General features: G+C 73.0%; 25 protein-coding genes. 18 read left to right on the top strand and 7 right to left on the bottom strand.

What is annotated here, in order from left to right:
- The first annotated feature begins 93 nt into the window (after window positions 1-93).
- Genes RVR_RS10280 through RVR_RS10290 form a run of 3 tightly spaced genes read left to right on the top strand, consistent with a single transcriptional unit; the run spans window position 94 to window position 1,874 of the window.
- Window positions 94-840 carry an SDR family oxidoreductase gene (locus RVR_RS10280; RefSeq protein ID WP_202233550.1) on the top strand — a complete coding sequence of 249 codons (747 nt, stop codon included), beginning with the start codon at window positions 94-96 and terminating at the stop codon, window positions 838-840.
- Window positions 841-892: 52 nt separating this feature from the next.
- On the top strand, window positions 893-1,117 hold the full coding sequence (locus RVR_RS10285; protein WP_202233551.1) for a 4-oxalocrotonate tautomerase family protein: 225 nt from the start codon (window positions 893-895) through the stop codon (window positions 1,115-1,117).
- A 25-nt stretch (window positions 1,118-1,142) separates the two neighbouring features.
- Window positions 1,143-1,874 (top strand): TetR/AcrR family transcriptional regulator, encoded by a 732-nt coding sequence (locus tag RVR_RS10290; RefSeq protein WP_202233552.1) that lies wholly within the window; start codon window positions 1,143-1,145, stop codon window positions 1,872-1,874.
- A gap of 37 nt (window positions 1,875-1,911) precedes the next feature.
- Here the strand turns inward: RVR_RS10290 and RVR_RS10295 are convergent, their stop codons facing one another.
- From RVR_RS10295 to RVR_RS10315, 5 genes are all read right to left on the bottom strand, one after another.
- Entirely contained in the window at window positions 1,912-2,988 is a 1,077-nt protein-coding gene (locus RVR_RS10295; protein WP_202233553.1) for an ABC transporter ATP-binding protein, read from the bottom strand.
- Window positions 2,988-3,920: a carbohydrate ABC transporter permease gene (locus RVR_RS10300; RefSeq protein ID WP_202233554.1), complete on the bottom strand. Its 933-nt coding sequence runs from the start codon at window positions 3,918-3,920 to the stop codon at window positions 2,988-2,990. Before RVR_RS10300 ends, RVR_RS10295 begins: the two co-directional genes overlap by 1 nt.
- A complete protein-coding gene (locus RVR_RS10305) occupies window positions 3,917-4,897 on the bottom strand; it encodes a carbohydrate ABC transporter permease (protein ID WP_202233555.1) in 981 nt (326 codons plus the stop codon). The genes RVR_RS10300 and RVR_RS10305 overlap by 4 nt, the downstream gene beginning before the upstream one ends.
- 8 nt (window positions 4,898-4,905) lie before the next feature.
- Window positions 4,906-6,243 carry a sugar ABC transporter substrate-binding protein gene (locus RVR_RS10310; protein WP_202233556.1) on the bottom strand — a complete coding sequence of 446 codons (1,338 nt, stop codon included), beginning with the start codon at window positions 6,241-6,243 and terminating at the stop codon, window positions 4,906-4,908.
- Window positions 6,244-6,447: 204 nt separating this feature from the next.
- Entirely contained in the window at window positions 6,448-7,467 is a 1,020-nt protein-coding gene (locus tag RVR_RS10315) for a Gfo/Idh/MocA family protein (RefSeq protein ID WP_202233557.1), read from the bottom strand.
- Window positions 7,468-7,779: 312 nt separating this feature from the next.
- On the opposite strand from RVR_RS10315, the gene RVR_RS10320 reads away from it, so the two are divergent.
- A complete protein-coding gene (locus RVR_RS10320; protein WP_202233558.1) occupies window positions 7,780-9,018 on the top strand; it encodes an ROK family protein in 1,239 nt (412 codons plus the stop codon).
- 156 nt (window positions 9,019-9,174) lie between these two features.
- On the opposite strand, the gene RVR_RS10325 is transcribed toward RVR_RS10320, so the two are convergent.
- Window positions 9,175-10,152, bottom strand: coding sequence for a TerC family protein (locus RVR_RS10325; protein WP_202233559.1), 978 nt, complete (start codon window positions 10,150-10,152; stop codon window positions 9,175-9,177).
- A 343-nt stretch (window positions 10,153-10,495) separates the two neighbouring features.
- Here RVR_RS10325 and RVR_RS10330 point away from each other — a divergent pair, with 343 nt between their 5' ends.
- The 3 genes from RVR_RS10330 to RVR_RS10340 all read left to right on the top strand — a co-directional run bounded on the left by RVR_RS10330 (window position 10,496) and on the right by RVR_RS10340 (window position 12,994).
- Window positions 10,496-11,359: an isocitrate lyase/PEP mutase family protein gene (locus RVR_RS10330; RefSeq protein WP_202238518.1), complete on the top strand. Its 864-nt coding sequence runs from the start codon at window positions 10,496-10,498 to the stop codon at window positions 11,357-11,359.
- A 118-nt stretch (window positions 11,360-11,477) separates the two neighbouring features.
- Window positions 11,478-11,771 (top strand): hypothetical protein, encoded by a 294-nt coding sequence (locus RVR_RS10335; RefSeq protein ID WP_237404670.1) that lies wholly within the window; start codon window positions 11,478-11,480, stop codon window positions 11,769-11,771.
- Between the two features lie 470 nt (window positions 11,772-12,241).
- On the top strand, window positions 12,242-12,994 hold the full coding sequence (locus tag RVR_RS10340) for a dienelactone hydrolase family protein (protein ID WP_202233560.1): 753 nt from the start codon (window positions 12,242-12,244) through the stop codon (window positions 12,992-12,994).
- A 129-nt stretch (window positions 12,995-13,123) separates the two neighbouring features.
- Here RVR_RS10340 and RVR_RS10345 read toward each other — a convergent pair whose 3' ends face one another.
- Complete coding sequence (locus RVR_RS10345) at window positions 13,124-13,780, bottom strand: response regulator transcription factor (protein ID WP_202233561.1); 657 nt, start codon at window positions 13,778-13,780, stop codon at window positions 13,124-13,126.
- Between the two features lie 1,011 nt (window positions 13,781-14,791).
- Here RVR_RS10345 and RVR_RS10350 point away from each other — a divergent pair.
- The 11 genes from RVR_RS10350 (at window position 14,792) to RVR_RS10400 (ending at window position 26,928) form a co-directional block, all read left to right on the top strand.
- Entirely contained in the window at window positions 14,792-15,760 is a 969-nt protein-coding gene (locus tag RVR_RS10350; RefSeq protein ID WP_202233562.1) for a hypothetical protein, read from the top strand.
- 733 nt (window positions 15,761-16,493) lie between these two features.
- Complete coding sequence (locus tag RVR_RS10355) at window positions 16,494-16,820, top strand: TcmI family type II polyketide cyclase (RefSeq protein WP_202233563.1); 327 nt, start codon at window positions 16,494-16,496, stop codon at window positions 16,818-16,820.
- A complete protein-coding gene (locus tag RVR_RS10360; RefSeq protein ID WP_202233564.1) occupies window positions 16,817-18,097 on the top strand; it encodes a beta-ketoacyl-[acyl-carrier-protein] synthase family protein in 1,281 nt (426 codons plus the stop codon). Before RVR_RS10355 ends, RVR_RS10360 begins: the two co-directional genes overlap by 4 nt.
- Window positions 18,094-19,323: a ketosynthase chain-length factor gene (locus tag RVR_RS10365; protein WP_202233565.1), complete on the top strand. Its 1,230-nt coding sequence runs from the start codon at window positions 18,094-18,096 to the stop codon at window positions 19,321-19,323. The genes RVR_RS10360 and RVR_RS10365 overlap by 4 nt, the downstream gene beginning before the upstream one ends.
- 206 nt (window positions 19,324-19,529) lie before the next feature.
- Window positions 19,530-19,799: an acyl carrier protein gene (locus RVR_RS10370; protein WP_202233566.1), complete on the top strand. Its 270-nt coding sequence runs from the start codon at window positions 19,530-19,532 to the stop codon at window positions 19,797-19,799.
- Window positions 19,800-20,060: 261 nt separating this feature from the next.
- Window positions 20,061-20,846: a 3-oxoacyl-ACP reductase FabG gene (gene fabG / locus RVR_RS10375; protein ID WP_202233567.1), complete on the top strand. Its 786-nt coding sequence runs from the start codon at window positions 20,061-20,063 to the stop codon at window positions 20,844-20,846.
- A 22-nt stretch (window positions 20,847-20,868) separates the two neighbouring features.
- Window positions 20,869-21,804 (top strand): aromatase/cyclase, encoded by a 936-nt coding sequence (locus RVR_RS10380; protein WP_202233568.1) that lies wholly within the window; start codon window positions 20,869-20,871, stop codon window positions 21,802-21,804.
- Window positions 21,801-23,306 carry an FAD-dependent monooxygenase gene (locus tag RVR_RS10385; RefSeq protein WP_202233569.1) on the top strand — a complete coding sequence of 502 codons (1,506 nt, stop codon included), beginning with the start codon at window positions 21,801-21,803 and terminating at the stop codon, window positions 23,304-23,306. Before RVR_RS10380 ends, RVR_RS10385 begins: the two co-directional genes overlap by 4 nt.
- Before the next feature lie 151 nt (window positions 23,307-23,457).
- The gene (locus tag RVR_RS10390; RefSeq protein ID WP_202233570.1) at window positions 23,458-25,002 is read left to right on the top strand and encodes an FAD-dependent monooxygenase; all 1,545 of its coding nucleotides are present in this window, start codon (window positions 23,458-23,460) and stop codon (window positions 25,000-25,002) included.
- Window positions 25,003-25,019: 17 nt separating this feature from the next.
- Window positions 25,020-25,601: a nuclear transport factor 2 family protein gene (locus tag RVR_RS10395; protein WP_202233571.1), complete on the top strand. Its 582-nt coding sequence runs from the start codon at window positions 25,020-25,022 to the stop codon at window positions 25,599-25,601.
- 10 nt (window positions 25,602-25,611) lie between these two features.
- On the top strand, window positions 25,612-26,928 hold the full coding sequence (locus RVR_RS10400; protein ID WP_237404671.1) for a nucleotide disphospho-sugar-binding domain-containing protein: 1,317 nt from the start codon (window positions 25,612-25,614) through the stop codon (window positions 26,926-26,928).
- Window positions 26,929-26,931 lie beyond the last annotated feature (3 nt).

Below are 26,931 nucleotides of genomic sequence, written 5' to 3' on the forward strand. Positions count from 1 at the left end.
TTTTCAGCGATAACACTTTTCTCGAATCACCGATCGCCCTCGTGTTATCGTTGATCTCGTCAACGTGCAATCGTCGAAAACAAGGAGCGTGTCATGCCCACCAGCTCCGACACCCCCCGCGTCGCCCTGGTCACCGGCGGTTCCGGCGGCATCGGCAAGGCCGTCGTCCGGCGCCTCGCCCGCGACGGGTACGCCGTCGGGGTGCACTACTCCGGCAACGAGGCGGCCGCCGAGGCTCTGGTCGGGGAGATCACCGCCGCCGGGGGCCGGGCCGTGGCCGTCGGCGGCGACGTCGCGGACGAACACGCCATGGCCGCCGCCTTCGACGCCGTGGAAGCCGCGTTCGGCGGGCTCGACGTCGTGGTGCACACCGCCGGGATCATGCGTCTCCGGCCGATCGCCGAGCTCGACCTGGCCGACTTCGACGCGGTGCACCGCACCAACGTCCGCGGCACCTTCGTCGTGGACCAGCAGGCGGCCCGCCGACTGCGCCCGGGCGGCGCGCTGGTGAACTTCTCGACGTCCGTCATGGGTCTCCAGCTCCCCGCCTACGGCGCCTACGTGGCCAGCAAGGGCGCCGTCGAGGCACTGACGCTGGTCCTCGCCCGCGAGCTGCGCGGCCGGGACGTCACCGTCAACGCGGTCGCCCCCGGCCCCACCGCCACCCCGCTGTTCCTGGACGGCAAGGACCAGGAGACCGTCGACCGGCTGGCGGCGCAGCCCCCGCTCGAACGCCTGGGCACCCCGGAGGACATCGCCGAGCTGACCGCCTTCCTGGCGAGCCCCGCCGGCCACTGGGTCAACGGGCAGAACATCCGCGACAACGGCGGCATCGTCTAGGACGCCACCGGTACATCCCCAGCGACACATTCCCACCGAGGAGGAACGACCCGTGCCCTTCGCCAACTTCAAGGTCCCCGCCGGCACCCTCACGCCGGAGCAGAAGAAGCTGATCGTCGACCGCGCCACCGATCTGTACGCCGAGGTCTACGGTGAGCGGGCCCGCCAGAACACCATGGTGCTCGTGGAGGAGGTCCCCGACGGGGGATGGGGCATCGGCGGCACCGTCCTGACGGCTGCCATGATCGACGGCGACGGCCGGGCCGGTGGCGCGTAGCGCCGGGGAAGGGGACGCACCAGCCATGACGCCCGAGACCACCGCAAGGGCCGCGAGGTCCGGCGACCTGCGCGCCCGCATGCTGGAGGCGGCCGAGCGGCTGCTGAACTCCGCTCCGGGCAACGACATCTCCACCCGGGCGGTCTGCGAGGCGGTCGGCGTCACCCAGCCCATCCTCTACCGCCTGTTCGGCGACAAGAACGGCCTGCTCGCGGCGCTCGTGGAGAACGGCTTCGAGCGCTACATCAGCCGCAAGCAGGCGCTGGAGGCGACGGACGACCCCGTCGCCGACCTGCGGGCGGGCTGGGACGACCACACGGACTTCGCCCTCACCCACCGGGCGCTGTACCGGCTGATGTTCTCCCCGGTCCTGCCCGAGGTGCCCGCGCCCGCCGACCGGATCTTCGAGCTGCTCAAGCAGACCCTCGACCGCTGCGCGGCGGTCGGCGCCGTGCGGATTCCCACCGAGGAGGCCGCGCAGGCGATCCTCTCCGCCAACGTGGGCGTCGCCCTGAGCATCCTGTCCCAGCCGTCGCGCTTCCGCGACCCGCTGCTGTCGGCCCGGGTGCGCGACGCGGTCTTCGCCTCCTGCCTGGACGAGTCGGCCGCCGCCCGGCCCGCCCCGGACGAGGGGCCCGCGCGGGCGGCCCTCTGCCTGGAGGCCCGGCTCAGGGACCGGCCCCCCGAGGAGCTGCGCCCGGAGGAGACGGCGCTGCTGCTGCTGTGGCTCGGCCGGCTGCAACGCGCGGCGCCGTGACGCCGTGACGCCGTGAGGCCCCGACGCCGGCGCGGGATCAGTCGGACAGCCGCCGGGTGCCGTCCGCGGTGAACACGTGCAGGCGCGCACCGCTGACGTCCACACCGACCTCCTGTCCCGGCCGGACGTTCAGGAAGCCCGGCGCGCGGGCGAGCAGTTCCGTGCCGGCCACGGTCACCGCCACGTCGGTGGCGTGGCCGAGCGGCTGGATCAGCTTGACCGTCGCCCGCACGTCGCCGTCCTGCGGCTGCTCGTGCACGACGAGTTCGTCCGGCCGAAGCCCCAGCCGCACCTTCCTGTCCGCCGCCTTCTGCGTGACGCCCCGGCCGGGGACGGTGATCCCGGTGCCGGGGACCGTCAGCCTGCCGCCGTCGAGTTCGGCGTCGAAGAGGTTGATGGACGGCTTGCCGACGAAGACCGCCACGAACTCCGTCGCCGGACTGTCGTAGATCTCCTGCGGGGTGCCGTACTGCTCCAGCCGGCCCCTGCTCATCACGGCGATCTTGTCGGAGAGGGTGAGGGCCTCCTCCTGGTCGTGGGTGACGTAGACGCTGGTGGCACCCAGTTCCTGGTGGAGCTGCTTGAGTTCGGTACGGGTGCGGTCGCGCAGCAGCGCGTCGAGGTTGGACAGCGGCTCGTCGAAGAGGAACACCGCCGGGCGCCGGGCGATCGCCCGGCCGAGGGCCACCCGCTGGCGCTGCCCGCCGGACAGGTCCCTGGGCTTGCGGTCCAGGAACGGTTCGAGCGACAGCCGCTCGGCCGCGTCCCGCACCCGCCGGTCGATGTCCGCCTTCGGGGTCTTGCGCATCCGCAGGCCGAACGCCATGTTCTCGTAGACCGTCATGTGCGGGTACAGGGCGTAGTCCTGGAAGACGAACGCCAGGTCCCGCTTGTCCGGGGGGAGTTCGTCGACCCGGCCGCCGTCGATGGTGATCGTGCCGCCGGAGACGTCCTCCAGCCCGGCGATCATGTTCAGCGTGGTGGACTTGCCGCAGCCGGACGGCCCCAGCAGCGTCACGAAGTGGCCCTGCTGGACGGTGTAGGAGATCTCCTCCACGGCGGAGGTCTTCCCGTCGTAGGACTTGTGGACCCGGTCCAGAACGATTTCGCCCATCAGCCCTTCACAGCTCCTTCGGTAAGGCCGCGCACGATCCAGCGTTGTGCGGCGAGGGCCAGCAGCATGACCGGCAGCGTGGTGATCACGCCGGCGGTGGCCGCCGAGGTGTAGTCATTGGCGAACAGCCCCTGGAACGACGCCGTCTTCACCGGAAGCGTCGTGGCGTTGCTCGCGGTGAGGATCTTCGCCAGGAAGAAGTCGCTCCAGGCGGTGATGAACGCGAAGACGCCGGTGGCCGCGAGGCCGGGGGCGGCCAGCGGCGCCGCGATCCGCCAGAGGATCTGCCAGCGGCCGCACCCGTCGATCCGCGCGGCCTTCTCCAGGCTCACCGGGATGTCCTCGAAGAAGCCGACCATCATCCAGACCACCAGCGGCAGGATGAACGCGGTGTAGGTGATGACCAGGGCGGCGGGGGTGTCGAACAGGCCGAGCGTCCGGATGACGATGAACAGCGGCACCGCCAGCACGATCACCGGGATCGCCTGGGTCGACATCATCGCCAGCAGCAGGACCTGCTTGCCGCGGAACCGCAGCCGGGCCAGCCCGTAGGCGGCCACCGACCCCAGTGCCAGGCAGATCAGCGTGGTGAGCAGGCCCACGACCGCCGAGTTGAGCATCGGTTGCAGGAAGCTGCTCTGGCCCAGCAGCCGCCGGTACGACGACAGGGTGAGCGCGCCGGGGTCGAGGTCCGGGTTCTCCCGTTGCAGGTTCCCGGCCGGGAAGACGCTGTACACGACCATCCACAGGAACGGCGCGACGAAGTACAGCAGCGCCACGACGAGCAGGAAGCGGTGCAGCACTGTGACGGCCCGCCTCCTGCCCCGCCGCGACAGGCCCCGGCGGGGGCGGGCGGGCGGCGCGGACGGCGCCGTTACGGCACCGGTGGACGGCCGGGCGTCCGGCGCCGCGGCGGTGCGGGGGGTGTTCACGCGGTCCTCCTCCTCGTGCCCCGGGCGACGAACCACGACGGCGCGCGGAAGAGCAGCATCCAGAACACGGCGATCAGGAGCACCAGCGCCATGATGCTGATGGCGATGGCCGCGCCGTAGCCGCGGTCGAGGTTGCTGAACGTCGTCAGGTAGGCGAAGAAGTTGATGGTGGTGGTGCCGCCGGCGGGCCCTCCGGAGCCGCCGGTCAGCACGTAGATCGTGTCGAACACCTTCAGCGACCACATGCTCTGCACGATCAGTGCGAACAGGATCGTGGTGCGGATGCTGGGCAGGGTGATGAAGGCGAACCGCCGGATCGCGCCGGCGCCGTCGATGCTGGCCGCGCGGTACAGGTTGGCCGGCACGCCCTGGAGCGCCGCGATGAACAGCAGGGTCAGGAACGGCAGCAGTTTCCACATCTCGGCGAAGATCAGCACGTTCATCGCGGAGGTGGGCGAGGACAGCCACTGCTTGTTGGTGTCGATGATGCCCAGGCCCCGCAGGACCGTGTTGGCGATGCCGGTGTCGCCGTCGAAGATGAGGTGCCACATGATCCCGTTGACCACCGGCGGCACCGCCCACGGGACGAGCAGCAGCACCCGGGCGAGCGCCCGGAAGCGGAACTGCTGGGTCAGCAGCACCGCCAGGCCGATGGCGAGCGCGACCCCGGCGAGCACCGTGATCACCGAGAAGTACACGGTGCGGTCCAGGGCCTCGCGGTAGGCGGGGTCGGAGAACAGCTGGTGGTAGTTGTCCACCCCGACGTACGGGTGCACGGGGCTGATCTTGTCGTCCCACTGGTGCAGCGACAGCCAGCCCGCGTAGCCGATGGGGTACGCGAAGAGGGCGAGCACGACCAGCACGGCGGGTGCCATCAGCAGGAGGTTGAACCGCCTGTCGCCGCGTTCGGCGCGGCCGCCGCCGAGGCGGGGCAGCCCGCGCGGTCGGCGGGGCGGGGTCAGCGTGGATGCCGGCATGGGGTGACCTACTTGTACTTGGCGATGATCGTCGACGCCTGGTCGGCCGCCGCGTCGAGCGCCTTCTTGGGGGTGGTCTGGCCGAGCATCGCCTTGGTGATGCCGGTCGAGAGCTGCTGGACGACGTCGCTGTACCACGGCGCCCCGAAGCGCTTGATCTGGTAGCGCGACTCCTGGAGGTAGGTGCTGACGATCGGGAGTTCGGAGGTGACCGTCTTGTCCTGGAGCAGCGAGGAGGTGACCGGGAACCAGCCCTCCTCCTGCACCATCTGCTTCTGCACCGCCGCGGTCGTGACGTACTGGAGCCACTTCAGGGCCGCGGCCTTGTTCTTGGAGTAGTTGTTGATGGCGAAGCCCTCGGAGCCGTCGATGGACGCCGACCTGACCGCGATGCCGGGCAGGATGCCGCTGCCGACGGCGGCCTTGCCCAGCGCGCCCTTGGCGACGGCCACCGGGTACTGGGCCGGCCAGTTGAAGACGATCGCCGCCTTGCCGTTGGCGAACAGGGTGTTCAGGTCGCTGGAGTTGGTGATCTGGAGGCTGGAGGGGCTCATCACCTTGTCGGTGCGCAGCAGCTTCACCAGCCGGTCCAGCGCGTCGACGCCCTTGTCGCTGTTGAACACCGGCTTGTTGGCGGAGTCGTACATGGTGCCGCCGTTCAGCAGCAGCACCCGCAGGAAGTTCTGGTAGGCGCCGTCGGTGTTGCCGAGGTCGGCCGCGTAGCCGTAGACGCCGCCGCCGGTCAGCTCCTTCGCCGCGGAGACGAAGTCGTCCCAGGTGGCCGGGGCGGTGTCCGGGGCGAGCCCGGCCTTCTCGAAGAGGTCCTTGTTCCAGAACATCGTCTGGGCGCTGGCGAACTTCGGCAGACCGTAGACGGTCCCGCCGTAGGAGACGGCGTCCAGCGCGGCCGGCAGCACCCCCGCGGGCACCGCGGACTGCGACAGCGGCTGGAGCCAGCCGGCCCGGCCGAACTCGGCGGACCAGGCGGCCCAGGTCATCACCACGTCGTAGGACGAGTCCTGCGCGGAGAACAAGGTGGCCAGCCGGTCGTGCAGGTCGTTGAAGTTGGCCTGCTCGTACTTCTCGACCTTGATCCCGGTGTCCTTCTCGAACCGGGCGACGACACCGGAGCCGAAGATCTTGTTGGTGTTGTCGTCGAGGATGCGGATGCTGCCCCCGGCGGACGAGGTGGGCGCCAGCGGGGTGGCGGACGTGCTGCTCGCGGTGCCGCCGCCGGAACACGCGGTGAGTCCGGCGGCGGCGACCAGGCCACCGCCGAGGGCGAGCGCCGAGCGGCGGCTCGGCAGCGAGTGCGAGGACTGCGTGTGCTGCGAGTGATGGGCCATGGTGGCTGCTCCATAGGGGTGGCGCTGATCGGTGCGCTGGGCTGGGAGAGGTACCGGCGGGGTTGGGATCGAGTCTGCGTCGACCCACCTGATATGGGCGACATAAGGAGATGTGAGCCATATCTCCGTCGGGCCGGGTCCGACGGTTCTCAGCCGCGCCCTAGCGGGCGGTACGGCCGCGGCTCAGGCGCCGGTAGGCGCGGCTCAGGCGGCGGAGGGCGCGGCCAGCGGGACGACCCCGCCGGTCCGCAGGGACTCCAGCACGGCCAGCACGACGTCGGTCACCAGGGTTCCCTGGTCGAGTCCCGGGCCGACCGGCCGGCCCTCGGCCAGCGCGGAGACGAAGGACTGCGCCATCCACGTGGGCGGGCCCTGGAGGCGGCCGTCGATCTCGCCGCCGAGCAGGCCGGGCCAGGTGTAGGAGCCGCCCGCCTGGCGGAAGCCCTGGTCCTGGAGGTCCACGTCGACCGCGGAGCGGCTGCCGACCACCTTGTACTGGAAGTCGATGATCGACGGCGAGGACTCCGGCAGCACCCAGGTGGAGGTGAGGTTGGCCGTGGTGCCGTCCCCGAACGTCAGCAGGGCGTGCACGACGTCCCAGGTGTCCACGCCCAGCTCGGCGAGCCGGCCGCGCGAGCCGCTGGCGAACACCGAGGTCACGGGCTTGTCCGCGATCCACAGCGCGGCGTCCACGGTGTGGCTCATCAGGAACCACGCCGGTGAGGAGCGCGCCGCCCACGGGATCATCCGGGTCGGCACGTAATAGGTGTTGCTGAGCAGGATGTTCTGGGTCAGCACCTGCCCCAGCTCGCCGGCGGCCGACAGGTCGTGGATGCGGCGGATGGCGGGGTTCCAGCGGTTCTCGAACCCGACCATGCACTGCACCCCGGCCTCGCGCACCGCCTCGCTGATCGCGCGGCAGTCCTCCGCGGTCATGGCCAGCGGCTTCTCCAGCAGCAGGTGGGCGCCGCTGCGCGCGGCGTCGACGGCGACCTCGCGGTGCGCGAAGTCGGGGGTCGCCACGATCACCGCGTCGAGCCCGCCGCGCTCCAGCATGGCGCGGTGGTCGGTGAAGGCGGCGAGGCCGAACTCGTCCGCCACCTTCCGGGCCGCCTGCGGGTCGAGGTCGCAGACCGCGACCACCTTCGCCCCGGGAAATCCGGCGAGCGACTGCGCGTACATGTGCCCGCGGATACCGGCGCCGACGATGCCGACGTTCACCATCAAGACTCCTGACACGACTGTTCGGGGAGCGAAGGCTCCGGACACGCCCCCGCCCCTCTTCGCGGGGCGGTCCGCCTCACTACCGTCGAGGCGAGGGTTTGTAAGTTATCCATGCGAACCTAGGAGGTCAAGGGGTTGCGTTCACCCGCGATCGCCGCCTTCCGTCGCAGGTCGAGCGCCTTATTTCGGGCAAGTTGCCCGGGCGTAACCGCTGGCGGATCCCGGCAACAGCCCAGCCCTTGCCTGGGTTTGTATGATGGCGAACCCATTGCTGTACTGGAACGGCTACTCACCCCAACCGATGGAGCCGCCTTGAGGTCCGATCACGACCGCCGGGACACCCGCGCCCCGGCGGCCCCGCCGACGGGGCGCGCGGCCACCCCGCTGATCTCCCCGAGCCTGGCCAACCAGGTCAACCGCGCGCGCGTCCTTCAGTCGCTCTACGACATCGGCCCGCTGTCGCGTTCCGACCTGGCCCGGCTGACCGGCACCACGCGGGCCGCGATCGGGACGATCGTCCAGCCGATGATCGACAGCGGCATCCTCGCCGAGGGCGACCCGCGCTCCAGCGGCGCGACGGGCGGCAAGCCGGCCCGCCCGCTGTGGTTCTCCCCCTCGGGGCCGTCCATCGCCGCCGTGCACCTGCTGCCCGGCCGCGTGGAGGTCGCGCTGGTCAGCGCCGCGGGCGACATCCTGGCCACCGCGAACGGCCGGTTCCGCCCCGACGGCACCGACGCCGACGCGGTCGTGGAGACGGTGCTGGACTGCCTGGCGCGGGTGCTGCCGCCCGGCGGCACGCCCCCGATGGGGGTGGGCGTCGCGGTGGGCGGCATGGTCGACACCGACACCGGGACGGTGGTGAAGGTCAACCTCGCGCCCGTGCTGGACGGGCTGCCGCTGGGCCGGCTGCTCTCGCGCCGCCTCGACCTGCCCGTCTACCTCGACCACCACCCGCGCGTGCAGGCGCTGGGCGACCGCTGGTTCGGCCAGGCGCGCGGCGTCCAGTCGTTCGCCTCGCTCTACCTCGCCGACGTGCTGGGCGTCGGGCTCGTGCTCGACGGCGCCGTGCAGCGCGGCCAGGCCGGGGCCGGCGGCGAGATCGGGCACACCGTGGTGGAACTGGACGGCCGGGAGTGCGAGTGCGGGCGGCGGGGGTGCTGGGAGACCATCGCCACCGACCGCTGGCTGCGCGACGAGGCCGTCCTGCTCGGGCTGCCCGCCGCCCCGAGCATGACCACCGGTTCGCTCGCGCGGCTGGCCGCGCGCAACCACCCCGGGGCCGCCGACCTGCTCGACCGCTTCGCCCGCAACATCTCGGTGGGGATCGTCAACCTCCAGCAGATCCTGGCGCCCGGCCTGTTCATCCTGCACGGCCACGCCATCGCGGGGGGCGACACCTTCCGGCGCCGGATCGAGGACCACGTGCAGGCGCGCATCCTGCAACACGCGGCCGGCCCGCCGCAGATCGTCCTCGCCGAGGCCAGTGACCACGTCACCGCGCTCGGCGCCGCCGGGCTGGTCCTCTCGCACACCCTGCGGCTGATCGCCTGACGCCGGACCGCCGCCCGCCGACGGCCGACCACCCGACCGACCACCCGCCGACAGACTGCCGCCCGGCCGACCACCCGCCGGCGGCCTGCCGCCCGGGGCCGCCGGGGCGCCCCCGCCGCGCGGGCGGCGCCCCGCGGCCGCGCCGGCCCCGCTCGCTCACCCCTCGGCGCCGGGGTCCGTCCGGGACCCCGCCGGGTCGGCGGGCGGGGGGCGCAGCCGGCTCAGGACGACCGACCCCGCCAGCACGGCGACGATCACCGCCAGGCTGACCAGGGAGGGGATCTCCGGCACGCTGTGGCTGATCGTCTTGTGCGCGGCCTGAAGGATCAGCTTCACCGCGATGAACGCCAGGATGACCGCCAGGCCCTTGCTCAGGTAGTGGAAGCGGTCCAGCAGCCCGGCCAGCATGAAGTACAGCGCGCGCAGGCCGAGGATGGCGAAGGCGTTGCTGCTGTAGACGATGAACGGGTCGTCGCTGACCGCCAGCACCGCGGGCACGCTGTCCACGGCGAACACCAGGTCGGCCGCCTCGATGGCGACGACCACCGCGAGCAGCGGCGTGGCGACGCGCCGGCCCGCCTCCCGGACCAGGAACCTCGCCCCGCTGTACTCCTCGCGGACCGGGACGACCTTGCCCAGCAGCCGCACGGCCAGGCTGCGCCCCGGGTCGAACTCCTCGTCCTCGCCCCGCAGGATCTTGTAGACGCTGTACAGCAGGATGGCCGCGAAGACGAACAGCACCGCGGAGAACCGGGTGACCACCGCCACGCCCGCCGCCAGGAAGATCCCGCGGAAGACCAGCGCGCCCAGGACGCCGAAGAACAGCACCCGGTGCTGGTAGGGGCGCGGCACCTTGAAGTAGCCGAAGATCAGGGCGAAGACGAACAGGTTGTCGACCGACAGGCTCTTCTCCAGCAGCCAGGCGGTGGTGTACTCCACGCCCGCCGTGGTGCCGAGCACGCCGAAGACCAGGCCGGCGAAGACCACCGCGAGGCCGACCCAGAACCCGCTCCACAGCGCGGCCTCCCGGAAGCCGATCACATGCGTGTCGCGGTGGGCCAGCAGGTCGACCGCCAGGGACCCGATCACGACAGCGGCGAACGCGAGCCACAGCCACAGCGGTACGTCGGGCACCTGGCCCTCCTCGGGTACGGCGGGGACACGGACACGGGCTACCGTCTGCGCCCAAGCCTGGCCGACCCGGCCGCCGATGTCCTGCGACGCGGCCGGCCCTCCCGGCGGGCCCGCGGGCCCGCCGGCACCGGGGCCGTCCCAACGCGGCGTCCATCTGCGGAAGTTCCGTGACGTTTCTGCGGTGAACGGTCTAGGCCGTGCAGGTGACTAACGGCTTGCCCAACTATGCATCAAAGGCAGGCACAGGAAACGTATGGGTTTGGCAATGAAGCCGTGCCGTGTGCGACGGCCTCACCTGCCCTCCGGCAGGCGCCTTCCACCCCCACGAGGAGTCACGATGAAGTTGAAGTACGGAAGCAAACTGCGCGAGGACATCGCCGCGCCGGGCACCACACCCCTGATCGGCGTCTACGACATGTACTCGGCGTCGCTGGCCGCGGAGCACTTCGACGGCATGTTCGTCTCGGGCTTCGGGTTCGCCGCGTCGTACTACGGGCTGCCCGACATCGGGTTCATCGCCTGGCCGGACATGGTGGCCTTCGTGCAGCGGCTGCGCGGCGCCTTCCCCCGCCACCACCTCCTCGTGGACATCGACGACGGCTACGTGGACCCGGAGGTGGCCTGCCACGTCGTGGAGGGTCTGGAGCGGATCGGCGCCTCGGGCGTGATCCTGGAGGACCAGAAGCGGCCCCGCCGCTGCGGCCACGCCGACGGCAAGCAGGTCCTCCCGCTGGAGGAGTACCTGGAGAAGCTGGAGATGGTGCTCGCGACCCGCCGGGACCTGGTCGTGGTGGCGCGCACGGACGCGACGGAGGAGGAGGACATCCTGCTCCGGGCGGAGCGGCTGGCCGCCACGGACGCCGACGTCGTCCTGGTGGACGGCGTCCGCAGCGTGGAGTGGATGCGGCGGATCCGCGCGGCGGTCGGTGACAAGCCGCTGCTGTTCAACCAGATCGCGGGCGGCAAGTCGCCCCGGCTGTCGCTGGGCGAACTGACCGAGCTCGGCATGGACGTGGCGATCTACAGCACCCCGTGCCTGTTCGCCGCGCACGCCGCGATGGAGTCGGCGCTGCTCGAACTCAAGGCCACCGACGGCCGTCTGCCCGCCGTGGACCCCGCGCAGGGGATCGGCGTGGCGGCGTCCACGAGGCTGCTGGAGCGGAACATCGCCCGCCACCACCCGGAGCCCGAGACGGTCGGCGCATGAGCCTGCCGCGTCGGGCCGCGGGCCGCCCGCGGCCCGTCCCCGCCCCCGTCCCCGCCCACGCCACTCCCGCCGCCGGCCCGGCCGCGGGCGGGGCGGCGGGGGAAGGGCCGGTTCCCCGATGAGCGCGGACTTCCCACGGGCCCGGGCACGGGCACGGACCCGGGCCCGTGCCCGTACGGTACTGCTGCTGACCGCGGCGGCGCTGGGCTGCGCCGCGGCGCCGGCGGTGGCCGACGGGAGCCTGGTCACCGTCCTGGACAACTCGCACTCCGACTCGATCCTGGAGGTGGACCGGACGGCCAACCTCCAGACCGGCCACGGCGACGCCGGCAGCGACCACGACGGCAGCGCGGTCGACGCCCTGGAGGTCCTCTTCGGCGCGGGCGGCCAGGGTGAGGACGGTGACGACTGAGCCGACCGGCGGAAGACGGTAGGCGTCCGCGCGGGTCCTCCGGGGTTCCCGTCACCGGGTGTTCCGGGGGATGGCGTGCGGCGCCGGGCGGTCGCGCGGCCGTGTACGCGGCCGCCCGATCCGGCGGGACCGCTCCGGCGCGGGCGCGGACGGTCCCGCCCGAGCGGGCCGGAGCCGGCCGGCGGCCGTACCGCCACCCGCACGTCCGTACCGCCGCCGCATCTCCGTACCGGCGCCGCACCGCGGAACCGGCGCCGGCACCGGTGGGTCGCCGGTGGGCTACGCTTGGTGGCCATGACGACCGGGACGGCATCGCGCCACACACGGATGGGTGACCCGGCCCTCCTCTGAGCGCCGCGCGGGCCGCTGCGGGCCCGCTGTTCGATCGAGGCTCCCCCGCCCCCGCGCGGGCTCCGCCTCCGTCGCGTTGATCACAGGCTCGGCACATCAACCGCGACAGGAGACCCCCCATGCCCGCCAAGACGCTGCGCGTTCCCACCCCGGACGGCCAGGCCGACGCCTTCGCCGCCTTCCCCGACGACGGCGAGCGGCACCCCTGGGTGCTGCTCTACACGGACCTCTTCGGGGTGCGGCCGGTGCTGGAGGAAAGGGCCCGCGAACTGGCCGAGCGCGGCTACTACGTGCTCGTCCCCAACCTCTTCTACCGGCACGGCCCGGCACCGGTGACCGAACTGCCCGCGTACATCGGGGAGGACGTGCGGCCGGCGATCGTCGACCGGCTGCTGCCCCTCGTCCAGGAGCACACCACCGACAGGGTCCTGCGGGACGCCGACGCCTACGTCGGCTTCCTCACCGCGCAGGCCGAGGTCAGCGCCGGACCGGGCGCCGTGGTCGGCTACTGCGTGGGCGCGCCCCTGGCGCTGCGCACCGCGGCGGCCCACCCCGACCAGGTGGCCGCCCTCGCCGGGTTCCACCCCGGCTTCATGGTGGTGAACGGGCCCGACAGCCCGCACCGCCTCATCCCCCGACTCGCCGCACGCGTCCACCTCGGGCTGTCCGAGGGCGGCGACATGGCGCCCGCGGCGGCCGCCGAACTCGATCGGGCGCTGGACGCCGCCGGGGTCGACTACACGATGGAGGTCTATCCCGACACCATCCACGGCTTCACCATGTCCGACACCGACGCCTTCAGCCCCACCGGACTTGAGCGCCACTGGGACCGCCTGCTGTCCCTCCTCGACACAGCCCTGGCTCACGGCTGAGGCACCGCGGCCGGTCCGCCCGTCCCCCGGCCGGGGGTCGGGCGGACCGGCCGCGTGCGCCGGGCCCGCGTGTCCCGGTCCCGCCCGCGCCGGCCGCACCCACGCCGACCACACCCGCGACGGCCGCCCTCACCCGTGGCCGAAGCGGAAGCCGACCCCGCGCACCGTGCGGATCCACGAGTAGCCGCCGAGCTTCCCCCGGAGGGAGCTCACGTGCGTGTCTATGGTGCGGCTCGCCTCGGACCAGTCGTCGTCCCACACCTCCGACATGAGCTGCCGGCGCGAGAAGATGGCGTCCGGCTTCGACGCCAGCAGGGCGAGCAGGTCGAACTCCTTGCGGGTGAGTTCCACCGCCCGGCCGTGCAGCGTGACCTCCCGGGTGGAGAGGTTGACCTGCAACGGGCCGCGGGTGACGACGGCCGCGGTCGGCCTGGCGTGCGCGCGGCGCATCACGGCCTGGATGCGCGCCAGCAGCTCCGAGAAGCCGTAGGGCTTGCCCAGGTAGTCGTCCAGCCCGGCCTGGAGCCCGATGACGCGGTCCATCTCGGTGTCGCGCTTGCTCACGGCGATGATCGGCACGTCGCAGTGGTCCCGGAGGCGCCGGGTGATCTCCAGCCCGTCGAGATCGCGCAGGTCGAGGTTGAGCACCACGAGATCCGCCTCCTTCGACGCCGACATCGCGTCGTACCCTTCGCCGACGGCCTGCACCTCGTATCCATGTCGACGCAGGTCGCGAGTAAGGACCTCGGCCGCTTCCGTGTCGTCCTCAACCAATAGCAGGCGCACCTAAACGCTCCCCGTTACGTCGTTCGCTGCAGGTGAGAATTCCGCTTCGATAAGCAAAACGGGTAACCGCATACACATAACAGAAGAAAAAGAAGGTATGGGCGTGGGAAGTAGTCGGACGTGGACGTTGTCAGTTCTTGACTAAAATTAACCCACTTCATCCGAGCCGTCAACTGCATTTACATTCCGTAAAGAATCAGCAAACCAGTCAACCATGCCGCACATTCGATGGTGCCACACCGCCACGCCATCCATGGGCCGACAATCCGGACGAAGGTCGCAGGCCCGTCCCAACGGAGCGGTTCCCCCAAAAGCCGACCGCGCCCCGAACCGGTCACCGGGGCCGCTCCGCAGAAATGCCCCCACCCCGCGGAACGACGTGCACCACCCGGATCGGAACGCCGACCGCGGCCTCCCCGACCGCGAACGGTGAACTTTCACGAACCGCCGCCACCAGATGTGAGACGGATCTCGTTTGACAGGCCCCCCGTATATCCCTCCGAGATCGCGAGCGGAGAAAATACTCAGTCGCGAGCCACGCTATCAAGCGGCAATCGAGTGGCAAGAAGTCGCAACCGGAATAGGTCAGGCGACGGAAACGGCATTTTGGCATAATCCACCGCATCACCGAAACGCCGGGCCCGAGCGAATCCGCCGCCGGTAGCACCGGTCGGCGGGAAAGTAAACAGTGCGACCAGCAGGCACAGGGAGCGGCGACCGGCCGGCACCGCTCCGGGCGGCCGTTGGCTGTGGTCTACACGTTCATCGGCGCCCCGCCGTGCGACCGATCGGCCGAAAATCGATCACGAAGCGTCCGAAATGCGAGGGAAGTCGATCGGATCCGGTCGATCGACATATGCAGGAAAACTCCATCAAGGAAACGCAAACTCTACTACAGAAAATCGACACCGGGCGAACATCCCACCCTTCGGAGTTCAACCCTCGACCTACAACACCCGCTCCGTCCGGGGGCGGGACGGCGAAACACGACACGTCGGAACGGGGTCGACCATGACGCACGACTCGGAGCGCACGGCACGAGTGGGCTGCGAAGGGGTGGTGTGCCGCGGCCGGAGCGGAGTGCCCGGGCAGGCGCGGGCACTCGCCCCGGCGGGGAGCCTGCTCTGCCCGGCCTGCGTCCTCCGCCTGACCGCCGATCTGCGGCGGATGCCCCGCCTGTACGACGAGTGCGCGCGGCTGCTCGGGGGCTCCGACCGTCCGCGCGAACGCACCTCCGGCGGCGGCTCGCCGACCGGACTCCCGTTCAACACCGCGGCGGCCGAAGCGCGTTCGGCGCTCGTCTCCCTCCTGCGCTCCTGGGCCCGGCTGGTCGTCGAGGAGCGGGTGGTCGCGCCGCCCCGGGACACCGTGGCCGGCGCCGTCGCGTTCCTGGTCCGGCACGTCGAATGGCTGGCCGCCCACGACGCCGCGGGCGAGCTGACCGAGGAGGTGGCGCGCGCGGTACGCCGGGCACGGCGGGTGACCGACCCCTCCCCCGGTCGGAGCGTACGCGTCGGGACCTGCGTGGTGGCGGAGTGCGGGGGCGGGCTGACGGCCGTGGCGCGCGGCGGGCGTGACGGCGCGGTGGTCGAGGTCCGCTGCGCCGCGGTCGCCTCGCACCGCTGGTCCGGCCGGGAGTGGATGGCGCTGGGCGGCGGCGCGGTGGCGGCGCCGCGGGAGGACGGCGGGGAGCCGGCGGAGCAACCGGGGTCGGTGGGACGACCAGGGCCGGCTGAGCAGCCGGAGCCGACGGGACCGCCGGAGCGGATTGCCGACCGGGCGCAGGCCGTGCAGTGGTTGAGCCCGCGGGACGTCTCCCTGCTGTGGGGGATTCCCTCCGGCAGCGTCTACCGCCGCGCCAGCGAGCAGAAGTGGCGGCGGCGCAGCGGCAAAGGCCGCACCTTCTACTGGAAGGAGGACGTCCTGCGGTCCGTCGGAGCCGACGGGGGCGACGGGGGCGACGGGGGCGAGGAATCCTGACGCTCCGGCAGAATCGCGCGGGCACGGCCTCCTGGCCGTGCCCGCTCTCGTCGGTGTCCGTTCTCGTCGGTGTCCGTTCTCGTCGGCGTCCGTTCTCGTGGGCGCCTGCTTCCGTCGCGCGTGCGACACGGAAGTCCGCCCGGGTTTCCCGTTTCCGGCGGGAACGCGGCCCCGGCACCGGGAAATCTGCAAGCGGGCGGGCGGCGTCGCATCCGCACTCCGGCCAGGGGGAACGGCCGGGGAACGCCGGGCGACTTGACCTTTCTCTGACATCGGCCTGTCGTTCCTTCGGGAAAGCTGAATTGACATCCCCGACTTCCCCGAAGAGGATGTTCACTATCTTCCTCAGCACTGTGCCGATCGGCCGGACGGAACACGTGCCGGGCCTTTTCCGGAATGCTCCGCACAGGCGGACCGCCGTGCCGTACCGGTGACTTCGGAAGCGGCGGGGAAGCGCACGCACGGAATTCGGTCGCCGCGGCGCCGGTTCGCCCGCCGCCTCGCCCGCAGATTGTTCCGCAGGTTGTTCCGCCCACGGATCGTCCCGCCCCGGGCTGTTTCGCCCGCCGGCCGTTCCGGCCGCCTTTTCGCAGCGGCGGACGCGTGCCCGGGCCGCCCGGAAAAGCCGTCACGACGTCGTCACGGCACGTGCCATCCCGTTCCGCCGTTCCGCGTTGCGCGGTCCCGCGACGGCAGGCACCCCGGATCCGACCGTAACGACAAGGAGATGTGGATGCACAGCACGTTGATCGTGGCCCGGATGGAAACCCACTCGGCCGCGGAGGTCGCGAAGCTGTTCGGCGCGTTCGACACCACGGAGATGCCGCACCGGATGGGAACCCGGCGCCGCCAACTCTTCTCGTACCGCGGCCTGTACTTCCATCTGCAGGACTTCGACGGCGAGGACGGCGGCGAACGCATCGAGGAGGCGAAGACCGACCCCCGGTTCGTCGCCATCAGCGACGACCTGAAGCCGCTCATCACCGCCTACGACCCGGCCACCTGGCGCTCCCCCGCCGACGCCATGGCGCACCGCTTCTACCACTGGGCCGCGCGGTGAGCGCGCCGCACGGCCGGCGGGTCGTCATCACCGGAATCGGCGTCACCGCGCCGCGGGGCGTGGGCGTCAAGGACTTCTGGAGCCTGCTGACCGACGGCCGCAGCGCCACCCGCCGGATCAGCTTCTTCGACCCGTCGCCCTTCCGCTCGCAGGTCGCCGCGGAGGTCGACTTCGACGCCGAACTCCTCGGGCTGAGCAGCCAGGAGATCCGACGGATGGACCGGGCCGCGCAGTTCGCCGTGGTGACGGCGCGCGAGGCGATGGCCGACAGCGGGCTGGACTTCGGCACCCTGGACCCGCACCGCACCGGCGTGACGATCGGCAGCGCGGTCGGCGCGACCACGGGGCTGGACGAGGAGTACCGCACGGTCAGCGACAGCGGCCGGCTCGACCTCGTGGACCACACCTACGCCGTCCCGCACCTCTACAACTACCTGGTGCCCAGCTCCTTCGCCGTCGAGGTGGCGTGGGCGGTGGGCGCCGAGGGCCCGGCCACGGTGGTCTCCACCGGCTGCACCTCCGGGCTGGACGCGGTGGGCTACGCCACCGAGCTGATCCGCGAGGGCTCGGCCGACGTGATGGTGGCCGGCGCGGCGGACGCCCCCATCTCACCGATCACCGTCGCCTGCTTCGACGCGATCAAGGCGACCACCCCGCGCAACGACGACCCGGAGCACGCCTCCCGCCCCTTCGACCGGACCCGGGACGGATTCGTCCTGGGCGAGGGATCGGCCGTCTTCGTCCTGGAGGAGCTGGACAGCGCCAGGCGCCGCGGCGCGCACATCTACGCCGAGGTCGCCGGCTACGCCACCCGGTCCAACGCCTTCCACATGACGGGCCTGCGCCCCGACGGGCGGGAGATGGCCGAGGCGATCCGCGTCGCCCTCGACGAGGCCCGGCTCGACCCGCACGACGTCGACTACGTCAACGCGCACGGCTCGGGCACCTACCAGAACGACCGGCACGAGACCGCCGCCCTCAAGCGCGGCCTGGGCACGCACGCCCACCGGGTGCCCGTCAGCTCGATCAAGTCGATGGTCGGCCACTCGCTGGGCGCGATCGGCTCGATCGAGATCGCGGCGAGCGCGCTCGCGATGGAGCACCACGTGGTGCCGCCGACCGCCAACCTGCACACGCCCGACCCCGAGTGCGACCTGGACTACGTGCCGTTGACGGCACGCGACTGGCGGACCGACGCCGTGCTCACGGTGGGCAGCGGCTTCGGCGGCTTCCAGAGCGCGATGGTGCTGGCCCGTCCCGGAAGGAGCGAGACATGAGCGGCGCCGGCGTCAGAACCGTGGTGACCGGCCTCGGCGTGGCCGCCCCCAACGGGTGCGGCGTGGAGGCGTACTGGGCCGCGGTCCGCAAGGGGACCAGCGGCATCGGCCGTGTCTCGCGGTTCGACCCCGCGCAGTACCCGGCGCGGCTGGCGGGCGAGATCACCGACTTCGTCGCCGAGGACCACCTGCCGGGGCGGCTGCTGCCGCAGACCGACCGGATGACCCGGATCGCCCTGGCCAGTGCCGACTGGGCACTCGCCGACGCGGGCGTCGATCCGCGGAACCTGCCCGAGTACGGCATGGGCGTCATCACGGCCAGTTCCTCGGGCGGTTTCGAGTTCGGCCAGCGGGAGCTGCGGGCGCTGTGGAGCAAGGGCGGCCGCCATGTGAGCGCCTACCAGTCCTTCGCCTGGTTCTACGCCGTCAACAGCGGCCAGATCTCGATCCGCAACGGCATGCGCGGCCCGAGCGGCGTGGTCGTCAGCGACCAGGCGGGCGGGCTCGACGCGCTCGCCCAGGCGCGCCGCCAGATCCGCAAGGGCACCGGGCTGGTGATGTCCGGCGCCGTCGACGCCTCGATCTGCCCGTGGGGCTGGGTCGCGCAGATGGCGAGCGGCCGGCTGAGCACGAGCGAGGACCCGGAGCGGGCGTACCTGCCCTTCGACGCCGCCGCGCGCGGCCACGTGCCGGGCGAGGGCGGGGCGCTGCTGGTCCTGGAGGACCTGGAGCACGCCCGTGCCCGTCAGGCCCGGACCCCCTACGGCGAGATCGCCGGCTACGGCTCGGCCATGGACCCGCGGCCGGGCAGCGGCCGCCCGCCCACGCTGGTCAGGGCGATCGAACTGGCGCTGGCCGACGCCGGCGCGGCCCCGGAGGACATCGACGTGGTGTTCGCCGACGCGGCCGCGGTGCCCGCGCTGGACCGGATCGAGGCGGAGGCCGTCTCCCGGGTGTTCGGTCCGCGGGGCGTGCCGGTCACCGCGCCCAAGACCATGACCGGACGCCTCTACTCGGGCGCCGCGCCGCTGGACGTGGCCGCCGCGCTGCTCGCGCTGCGCGACCAGGTGATCCCGCCCTCCGTCGGGGTGACCCCCGACCCCGGGTACGCCCTGGACCTGGTGGTCGGCGCGGAGCGCGCCGCGCCGGTCCGCTCCGCCCTGGTGGTCGCCCGCGGCCACGGCGGCTTCAACTCCGCGCTGGTGGTGCGCGCCGTCCGGACGTGACGCCCAGGGGGAGGCCGGCCCGGCCGGCGGCCGGACACCGGTTCCGACGGTGCCCGCCCGACCCCGCGACGCCTCCCCGGTTCAGGGCCTGTCCGGCGGATCGTGCCGGTCGGGCTCGCGGCGTGCGATCCAGCGCATCTGACGCCGCACGCTGATCCGCCGGGGATGACCGGACAGCCCTAACCGAGGAGAAAGGACAACCCATCATGTCTGCCCACGAGTTCACCGTCGCCGACCTGAAACGCATCCTGCGGGAGGGAGCCGGCGCGGACGAGGGCGTGGATCTCGACGGAGACATCCTCGACACCGACTTCGAGTCGCTCGGCTACGACTCGCTGGCCATGCTGGAGACCGGCAGCCGCATCGAGCGCGAGTTCGGCGTCACGCTGGACGACGAGGTCCTGACCGAGGCGGAGACGCCACGCGCCCTGATCGAGGCCGTCAACCACGTGGTGGTGCGGTCCGGCGCCGTCTGATCCCCGACCGCACCGCCAGGTCGCGGTCCCGCCCCGGGTCGGCGGCAGGTCCGCCGTCCGCACCGCACCCCGGTCCGCGCCCCGGTCCGCGCCATCGCGCCCGCGCCGCAGCCCCGGCACACCGCACCCCGTGAGTCCGCAGGGCCGCACGCCCGCGGCGCCGCACCCCACAGGGCCGCACCCCCGCCCGCCGCAGGACCGTACGCCCGCACCGCCGTGCCCACGTGCCCGGCGTCGATCACCGACGAGTCAGGAGAGAGCATGACGGAGCAGCATCCGAAGGTCGCCGTCGTCACCGGCGCCACCAGCGGCATCGGCCTGGCGACCGCCAGGCTGCTGGCGCGCCGGGACCACCGCGTGTTCCTCTGCGCCCGCACGCAGGAGAGCGTGACGCGTACCGTCAAGGAACTCGTCGACGAGGGACTCGACGTCGACGGCGCGCCCTGCGACGTGCGCTCCGCGGCGGACGTCCGGCGCTTCGTGCGGCAGGCCGTCGACCGCTTCGGCCCGATCGACGTGCTGGTCAACAACGCCGGCCGGTCCGGCGGCGGGGTCACCGCCGACATCACCGACGAGCTGTGGTCCGACGTCATCGACACCAACCTCAACAGCGTCTTCCGGATGACCCGCGAGGTGCTCACCGCCGGCGGCATGCGGCGGCGCGGCAGCGCCCGCATCGTCAACATCGCCTCGACCGCCGGGAAGCAGGGCGTGGTGCTCGGCGCGCCGTACTCCGCCTCCAAGCACGGCGTCGTCGGCTTCACCAAGGCGCTCGGCAACGAGCTGGCGCCGACCGGGATCACCGTGAACGCGGTCTGCCCCGGCTACGTCGAGACGCCGATGGCACAGCGCGTCCGCCAGGGCTACGCGGCCGCCTACGACACGAGCGAGGACGCGATCCTGGAGAGGTTCCAGGCCAAGATCCCGCTCGGCCGCTACTCGACCCCCGAGGAGGTCGCGGGCCTGGTCGGCTACCTGGTCTCCGACACCGCCGCCTCCATCACCGCGCAGGCGCTGAACGTCTGCGGCGGTCTGGGCAACTTCTGACATCCGCGGGAGAAGAGGACCGATGACGAACCGCCAGGTCGAGCACGAGATCACCGTCGCCGCACCGGCCGCCGCCGTCTACCGGCTGCTGGCCGAGGTGGAGAACTGGCCCCGGATCTTCCCGCCCACCATCCACGTCGAGCACCTGGAGCGCGGCGCGGACGACGAGCGGATCAGGATCTGGGCCACCGCGAACGGCGGGGTCAAGAGCTGGACGTCCCACCGCGCGCTGGACCCGCGCACGCTGCGGATCGCCTTCCGGCAGGAGGTCTCCAGCCCGCCGGTCGCCGCGATGGGCGGCACCTGGATCGTGGAACCGCTGTCCGACGCGGCGTCCCGGGTACGGCTGCTGCACGACTACCGGGCGGTCGACGACGACCCCGAGGGCCTGGCGTGGATCGACGAGGCCGTCGACCGCAACTCCCGCAGCGAGCTGGCCGCCCTGAAGCAGAACGTCGAACGGGCCCACGCGGCCGAGGAGATCACCTTCTCCTTCGAGGACACCGTGCGGGTGCGGGGCAGGGCGGCGGACGTCTACGACTTCGTCAACGAGGCCGGCCAGTGGGCGCGGCGCCTGCCGCACGTGGCGAGCGTCCGCCTGGAGGAGGAGACCCCGGGGCTCCAGGTGCTGGAGATGGACACCCTCGCGCAGGACGGCTCCACGCACACCACCAAGTCGTACCGGGTGACCTTCCCGCACCGCGGGATCGCGTACAAGCAGGTCACCCTGCCCGCCCTGATGGCCCTGCACACCGGGTACTGGACCTTCGCCGAGGACGAGCAGGGGGTCGCCGCCACCTCGCGGCACACGGTGGTCCTCGACACCGGCAACATCGCCCGGGTGCTCGGGCCGCAGGCGAGCGTCGCCGACGCCCGGGGCTACGTCCGGCGCGCGCTGAGCACCAACAGCCGCATCACCCTCGCGCACGCGAAGGACTACGCGGAGGGCAGGCGTTGACCGGGCACGCGCGCGCGGCGGACACCGACGTGGTCGTCGTCGGCGCGGGACCGGTCGGGCTGATGCTCGCCGGGGAGCTGCGGGCCGGCGGGGCGCGGGTGACCGTACTGGAGCGGCTGGCGGCTCCGACCGGGGAGTCGCGGGCGTCGACCCTGCACGCCCGCACCATGGAGATCCTGGACGAGCGCGGGCTGCTCGACGCGTGGGGCACGGTGCCCCGCGCCGCGGGCGGCCACTTCGGCGGCATCGCCCTCGACTTCGGCGGGCTGGACAGCCGGTACGCGGGCCAGTGGAAGGTGCCGCAGACCCGTACCGAGCACCTGCTGGGCGAACGGGCGGTCCGCCTCGGCGCGGTCGTCCGGCGCGGGCACGCGCTCGTCGGCCTGCGCCAGACCGGGTCCGGGGTCGAGGCCGAGACGGAGGGTCCCGCGGGCCGGTCCCGGATCAGGGCCGCCTACCTGGTGGGGTGCGACGGCGAGGACAGCACCGTACGCCGGCTGGCGGGCTTCGCCTTCCCCGGCACGGACGCGACGCGGGAACTGCTCCGCGCCGACATCGCCGGGATCGACGTGCCCGACCGCCGGTTCGAGCGCCACGAGCACGGCCTGGCCATCGCCCACCGGCGGCCCGACGGGATCACCCGGGTGATGGTGCACCAGTTCGGGCGGGCCGCCGCCCCGCGCGCCGCGGCGCCCGGGATCGCGGAGGTCACGTCCGTGTGGGCGAAGGTCACCGGGGAGGACATCGGCGCGGGCACCCCGGTCTGGGTCGACGCGTTCGGCAACGCCCGCCGGCAGGCCGAGCGGTACCGCGCCGGCCGGGTCCTGCTCGCCGGGGACGCCGCCCACGCGCAGATGCCGGTCGGCGGCCAGGCCCTCAACCTGGGCCTCCAGGACGCCGTGAACCTGGGCTGGAAGCTCGCGGCACAGGTACGCGGCCGGGCGCCGCAGGGCCTCCTCGACAGCTACCACGACGAGCGGCACGCCGTCGGCAGCCGGGTGCTGACCAACATCGAGGCCCAGGCCACGCTGCTGCTGGGCGGCCCCGAGGTGGAGCCGCTGCGCGCGGTCGTGACCGACCTGCTCGGCCACGACGAAGTGGTCGGCCACCTGGCCGGCATGATCAGCGGCCTGGACGTGCGCTACCCCGTCGGGGACGACGGTCCGCGAGGCGGCCACCCGCTGCTCGGCGGCCGGGTCCCGCACTGGGAGCTGGCCACCGCCTCCGGCGCGTCCAGCACCACGGAACTGCTGCGCGCCGGCCGCGGCGTGCTGCTCGACCTGGCCGGCTGCCTGCCGCCCGGCGCGGGCGCCGGCTGGGCGGACCGGGTCCGCACGGTGACGGCCGCCCCGGCGCCCGCCGACGGAGCACCGTCCCGCCCCGGCACGGCGGCCGTCCCCGCGGTGCTGATCCGCCCCGACGGGCACGTCGTCTGGTGCGCCGACGGCACGGCCGGCCCGGAGGCCGCGCTGCGCCGCTGGTTCGGCGACCCGCACGCGTGACGCGGCCGCCGCGCGGGCGGGCGGCGTACGGCTGGCCGACGGGCGGCGGACCGCCGGCGGACGGTCCGGCGGACGACCCGGCAGCCGAACGGCCGGCGGTCCCGCGCGGCGGCGCCGCACCCGAACCCAGGATCTGAACAGGAGGCCCCTGATGGATGCTCCCTTCGACGCCGAGGTCGTGGTCGTCGGCGCCGGGCCGACCGGCCTCATGCTCGCCGGGGAACTGCTCCTCGCCGGAGTCCGGGTCACCGTGCTCGACCGGCTCGCCGAACCGACCACCGAGTCCCGCGGGTTGGGCTTCACCCCCAGGACCATGGAGGTGTTCGCGCAGCGCGGCCTGGTGGACCGGTTCGACGGACTGGACATCCCGCTCCAGACCACCACCCGCGGGCACTTCGGCGGGCTGCCGCTGGACTTCGGGGTGTTCCCCGAGGCCCATCCGGCCGTCGCGAACCTGCCCCAGTTCCACACCGAGTCGATGCTGCGCGGCTGGGTCGCCGAACTCGGCTGCGACCTGCGCCGCGGCCACACCGTGACGGGCCTCGCCGACACCGGCGAGGCCGTGGAGGTCACGGTCGAACGCCCCGGCGGCCCGCGGGTCCTGCGCGCCCGGTACGTGGTCGGCTGCGACGGCGGCCGCAGCACGGTGCGCGGGCTGGCCGGCTTCGCCTTCCCCGGCACGCCCGCCACCCTCGAACTCTTCCTCGCGGACGTCCGAGGCTGCGGCCTGCGGCCGCGCTTCATCGGCGAGTGGCTGCCCGGCGGGGTCGCCATGGCGGCGCCCATCGGTGACGGGATCGACCGGGTGGTGGTGTGCGAGCGCGACGCGCCCCCGCGGCGGCGCACCCGGCCTGTGGCGTACGCGGAGGTCGCGGCCGGCTGGCGGCGGCTGACCGGGGAGGACATCAGCCACGGCGAGCCGCTGTGGGTGAGCGCCTTCGGCGACGCCACCCGGCTGGCGACGGAGTACCGCAGGGGCCGGGTGCTGCTGGCCGGGGACGCCGCGCACGTCCACCTCCCGGCGGGCGGCCTCGGGATGAACACCGGTATCCAGGACGCCTTCAACCTCGGCTGGAAGCTCGCCGCGGTGGTGCGCGGCCACGCCCCGGACGCGCTGCTCGACACGTATCACGACGAACGGCACGCCGTGGGCGAGCGGCTGCTCGACACCACCCGCGCCCAGGGGCTGCTCTTCCTGGGCGGCTCGGTGATGCAGCCGCTGCGCGACGTGCTGGGCGAGCTGACGGGCCACGAGGCGGTGCACCGGCGGCTGGCCGGCACGGTCAGCGGGCTCGGCATCCGCTACCCGATGGGCCCGGGCGGCGGTGACGCACGGCAGGGCCGGCCGGGCGGCGATCCGCCGGCCGGCGGCCACCCGCTGCTCGGGCTGCGGATGCCGGACCTGGAGATCGCCGGCGGGACGGGCACCACGTCGGTCTTCGCGCTGCTGCGCGCGGCACGCGGCCTCCTGCTGGACCTCGCCCACGACGCGTCCCTGCGCCGGGCCGCCCGGCCGTGGGCCGACCGGGTCGACGTGGTGGCCGCCGAACCGGCCGCGGACTCCCCGCTGCCGCGGGTGGACGCGGTGCTGGTGCGGCCCGACGGACACGTGGCCTGGGCCGCGCCCGGCGGGCGCGAGGACCTGGCCGACGCGATGACCCGCTGGTTCGGCGCCCCGCGCGCCGCGGCGGCCTGAGGCGGAGGAGGACCCCCATGGCACGGACGGCACAGGAGGCGGACGCGCTGCGCCGGCTCGCGGACCGGATGGACGTACGGGAACTGGTCGACCGCTACCTGGCGGGGCTGGACGAGGGGCGCTTCGACGACACCTGGGCACGGTCGGTCTTCACCGAGGACGGCCGGTTCGAGGTGCCGACGGGCGGTCACGACGGCGTGGCCGGCATGGCGGAGGCCACCGCCGCGATGATCGGCAGGTGGCGGAGCACCCACCACCTGGCCGCGGGCCACCTCGTCGAGATCGACGGGGACCGGGCGCGGGTGCGGGGCAGCCTGGTCGTCACCCACCTCTACCCCCCTGGGGCGGTCGTGCGGGAGCCGGCGCCGCGGGAGTCCGGGCCGCGGAAGCCCGGGCCACGGGAGTCCGGGCTGCAGGACGCGCCCGGGCGGGTCGGAGCGCCGGACGCGCCCGGGGCGCCGGAGCCGTTCCAGGTCGGCGACCGCTTCGAGGGCGCCGCGGTGCGGACCGGCGCCGGCTGGCGCTTCGCGCGGCTCGCGTTCGAGGTGGTCTGGACCCGCGGCACCCCGCCGGGGCGCGTCGAGTTCCCCCACCCCTGACCTCTCCCGGATGACGTCCGCGACGGCCGGCATCCACGACAGCGAGGACAGCCACATGCGCATTCTCATCGCGGTCGCACCGCTGACCGCCCATCTGTACCCCAGCGTCCCGCTGGCGTGGGCGCTCCAGACCGCCGGACACGACGTACGGGTCGCGAGCAACAGCGGTCTGGTCGAGCAGATCACCGCCGCCGGCCTGACCGCGGTCGGCCTCGGCGAACGCACCCTGCCGCCCGCGCCCGTCACCGACGAGGAGCTGGACCGCTTCAGCGACGCGCTCGCCTTCGAGGCCGGCTCCGACGCCGACCAGCTCTGGCGGGCCATCCGCTTCTACCTGGTGGCCGCGCACGCCCGGTACCACCCGGACCGGGAGGGCCGGCAGGAACCGGCCGACAACCTGGTCGAGGCCGCGCGGAGCTGGCGGCCGGACCTGGTCGTCTGGGACCCGGCGTGTCCGGCGGCGTCGGTCGCCGCCCGCGTGTGCGGGGCGGCGTCGGCCCGGATGATGTGGGGCCCGGACTACCTCGGCTGGATCCGCGGACGCCTGCTGGAACGCATGGCCGACCCGGCGTCCGGGGTGCGCCCGGACACCGATCCGCTGGCGGCGAACCTGGCGCCGGTGTTCGAGCGGTACGGCCACGGCTTCTCCGAGGACCTGCTCTTCGGCGACTTCACGGTGGACCCGATCCCCTCGCGGTTGCCGAGACACCCCGGCGTGCGCCGCGTTCCGATGCGCTGGGTGCCCTACACCGGGGCGGCGCCGGTACCGCCGTGGCTGTCCCGGCCGCCGTCGCGGCCCCGGGTGTGCCTGTCGCTGGGCGTCACCGGGCGCACCGTCCAGGAGGGCCGGGACGCGCGCGTGGCGGCCGCCCTGGAGGCCGCGGCCGGCATGGACGTCGAGGTGGTCGCCACCGTCAACGCCTCGCAGCTCGGCCCGGACACGCGCGTGCCCGACAACGTGCGGCTGCACGACTACGTCCCGCTCACCCAGGTGATGCCGACCTGCTCGGCGATCGTCCACCACGGCGGGTTCGGCACGTTCTTCGCGGCGGCCGCGCACCGGGTGCCCCAGATGATCGTCACCGACGAGCTGGGCAGCTCGCTGTCCAGCTCCCGCTACCTGACGTCCAAGGGCGCCGGAGTGGCCCTGCCCGGCGACGGCCTGACCGCCGATCGGTTGGGCGAGGAGCTGTCCAGGGTGCTCACCGAGCCGTCCTTCCGCGAGGGCGCCGACGCGGTGTTCGCCGACCTGGCCTCCGCCCCCCGCCCGACCGAGATCGTGCCGGTCCTGGAGCGGATGGCCGCCCGGCACCGGAAGGGGGCCTGAGGC

Origin of the sequence: Streptomyces sp. SN-593 (genome assembly GCF_016756395.1) — a bacterium.
In the GTDB taxonomy this organism is placed as follows: domain Bacteria; phylum Actinomycetota; class Actinomycetes; order Streptomycetales; family Streptomycetaceae; genus Actinacidiphila; species Actinacidiphila reveromycinica.

Bases quoted from the DNA above. Each gene is read 5' to 3' on its own strand.
- RVR_RS10280 (WP_202233550.1), top strand. From the start codon at position 94: ATGCCCACCAGCTCCGACACCCCCCGCGTCGCCCTGGTCACCGGCGGT.
- RVR_RS10290 (WP_202233552.1), top strand. From the start codon at position 1,143: ATGACGCCCGAGACCACCGCAAGGGCCGCGAGGTCCGGCGACCTGCGC.
- RVR_RS10295 (WP_202233553.1), bottom strand. From the start codon at position 2,988: ATGGGCGAAATCGTTCTGGACCGGGTCCACAAGTCCTACGACGGGAAG.
- RVR_RS10305 (WP_202233555.1), bottom strand. From the start codon at position 4,897: ATGCCGGCATCCACGCTGACCCCGCCCCGCCGACCGCGCGGGCTGCCC.
- RVR_RS10310 (WP_202233556.1), bottom strand. From the start codon at position 6,243: ATGGCCCATCACTCGCAGCACACGCAGTCCTCGCACTCGCTGCCGAGC.
- RVR_RS10315 (WP_202233557.1), bottom strand. From the start codon at position 7,467: ATGGTGAACGTCGGCATCGTCGGCGCCGGTATCCGCGGGCACATGTAC.
- RVR_RS10335 (WP_237404670.1), top strand. From the start codon at position 11,478: ATGAGCGCGGACTTCCCACGGGCCCGGGCACGGGCACGGACCCGGGCC.
- RVR_RS10340 (WP_202233560.1), top strand. From the start codon at position 12,242: ATGCCCGCCAAGACGCTGCGCGTTCCCACCCCGGACGGCCAGGCCGAC.
- RVR_RS10350 (WP_202233562.1), top strand. From the start codon at position 14,792: ATGACGCACGACTCGGAGCGCACGGCACGAGTGGGCTGCGAAGGGGTG.
- RVR_RS10355 (WP_202233563.1), top strand. From the start codon at position 16,494: ATGCACAGCACGTTGATCGTGGCCCGGATGGAAACCCACTCGGCCGCG.
- RVR_RS10365 (WP_202233565.1), top strand. From the start codon at position 18,094: ATGAGCGGCGCCGGCGTCAGAACCGTGGTGACCGGCCTCGGCGTGGCC.
- RVR_RS10370 (WP_202233566.1), top strand. From the start codon at position 19,530: ATGTCTGCCCACGAGTTCACCGTCGCCGACCTGAAACGCATCCTGCGG.
- fabG (WP_202233567.1), top strand. From the start codon at position 20,061: ATGACGGAGCAGCATCCGAAGGTCGCCGTCGTCACCGGCGCCACCAGC.
- RVR_RS10380 (WP_202233568.1), top strand. From the start codon at position 20,869: ATGACGAACCGCCAGGTCGAGCACGAGATCACCGTCGCCGCACCGGCC.
- RVR_RS10390 (WP_202233570.1), top strand. From the start codon at position 23,458: ATGGATGCTCCCTTCGACGCCGAGGTCGTGGTCGTCGGCGCCGGGCCG.
- RVR_RS10395 (WP_202233571.1), top strand. From the start codon at position 25,020: ATGGCACGGACGGCACAGGAGGCGGACGCGCTGCGCCGGCTCGCGGAC.
- RVR_RS10400 (WP_237404671.1), top strand. From the start codon at position 25,612: ATGACGTCCGCGACGGCCGGCATCCACGACAGCGAGGACAGCCACATG.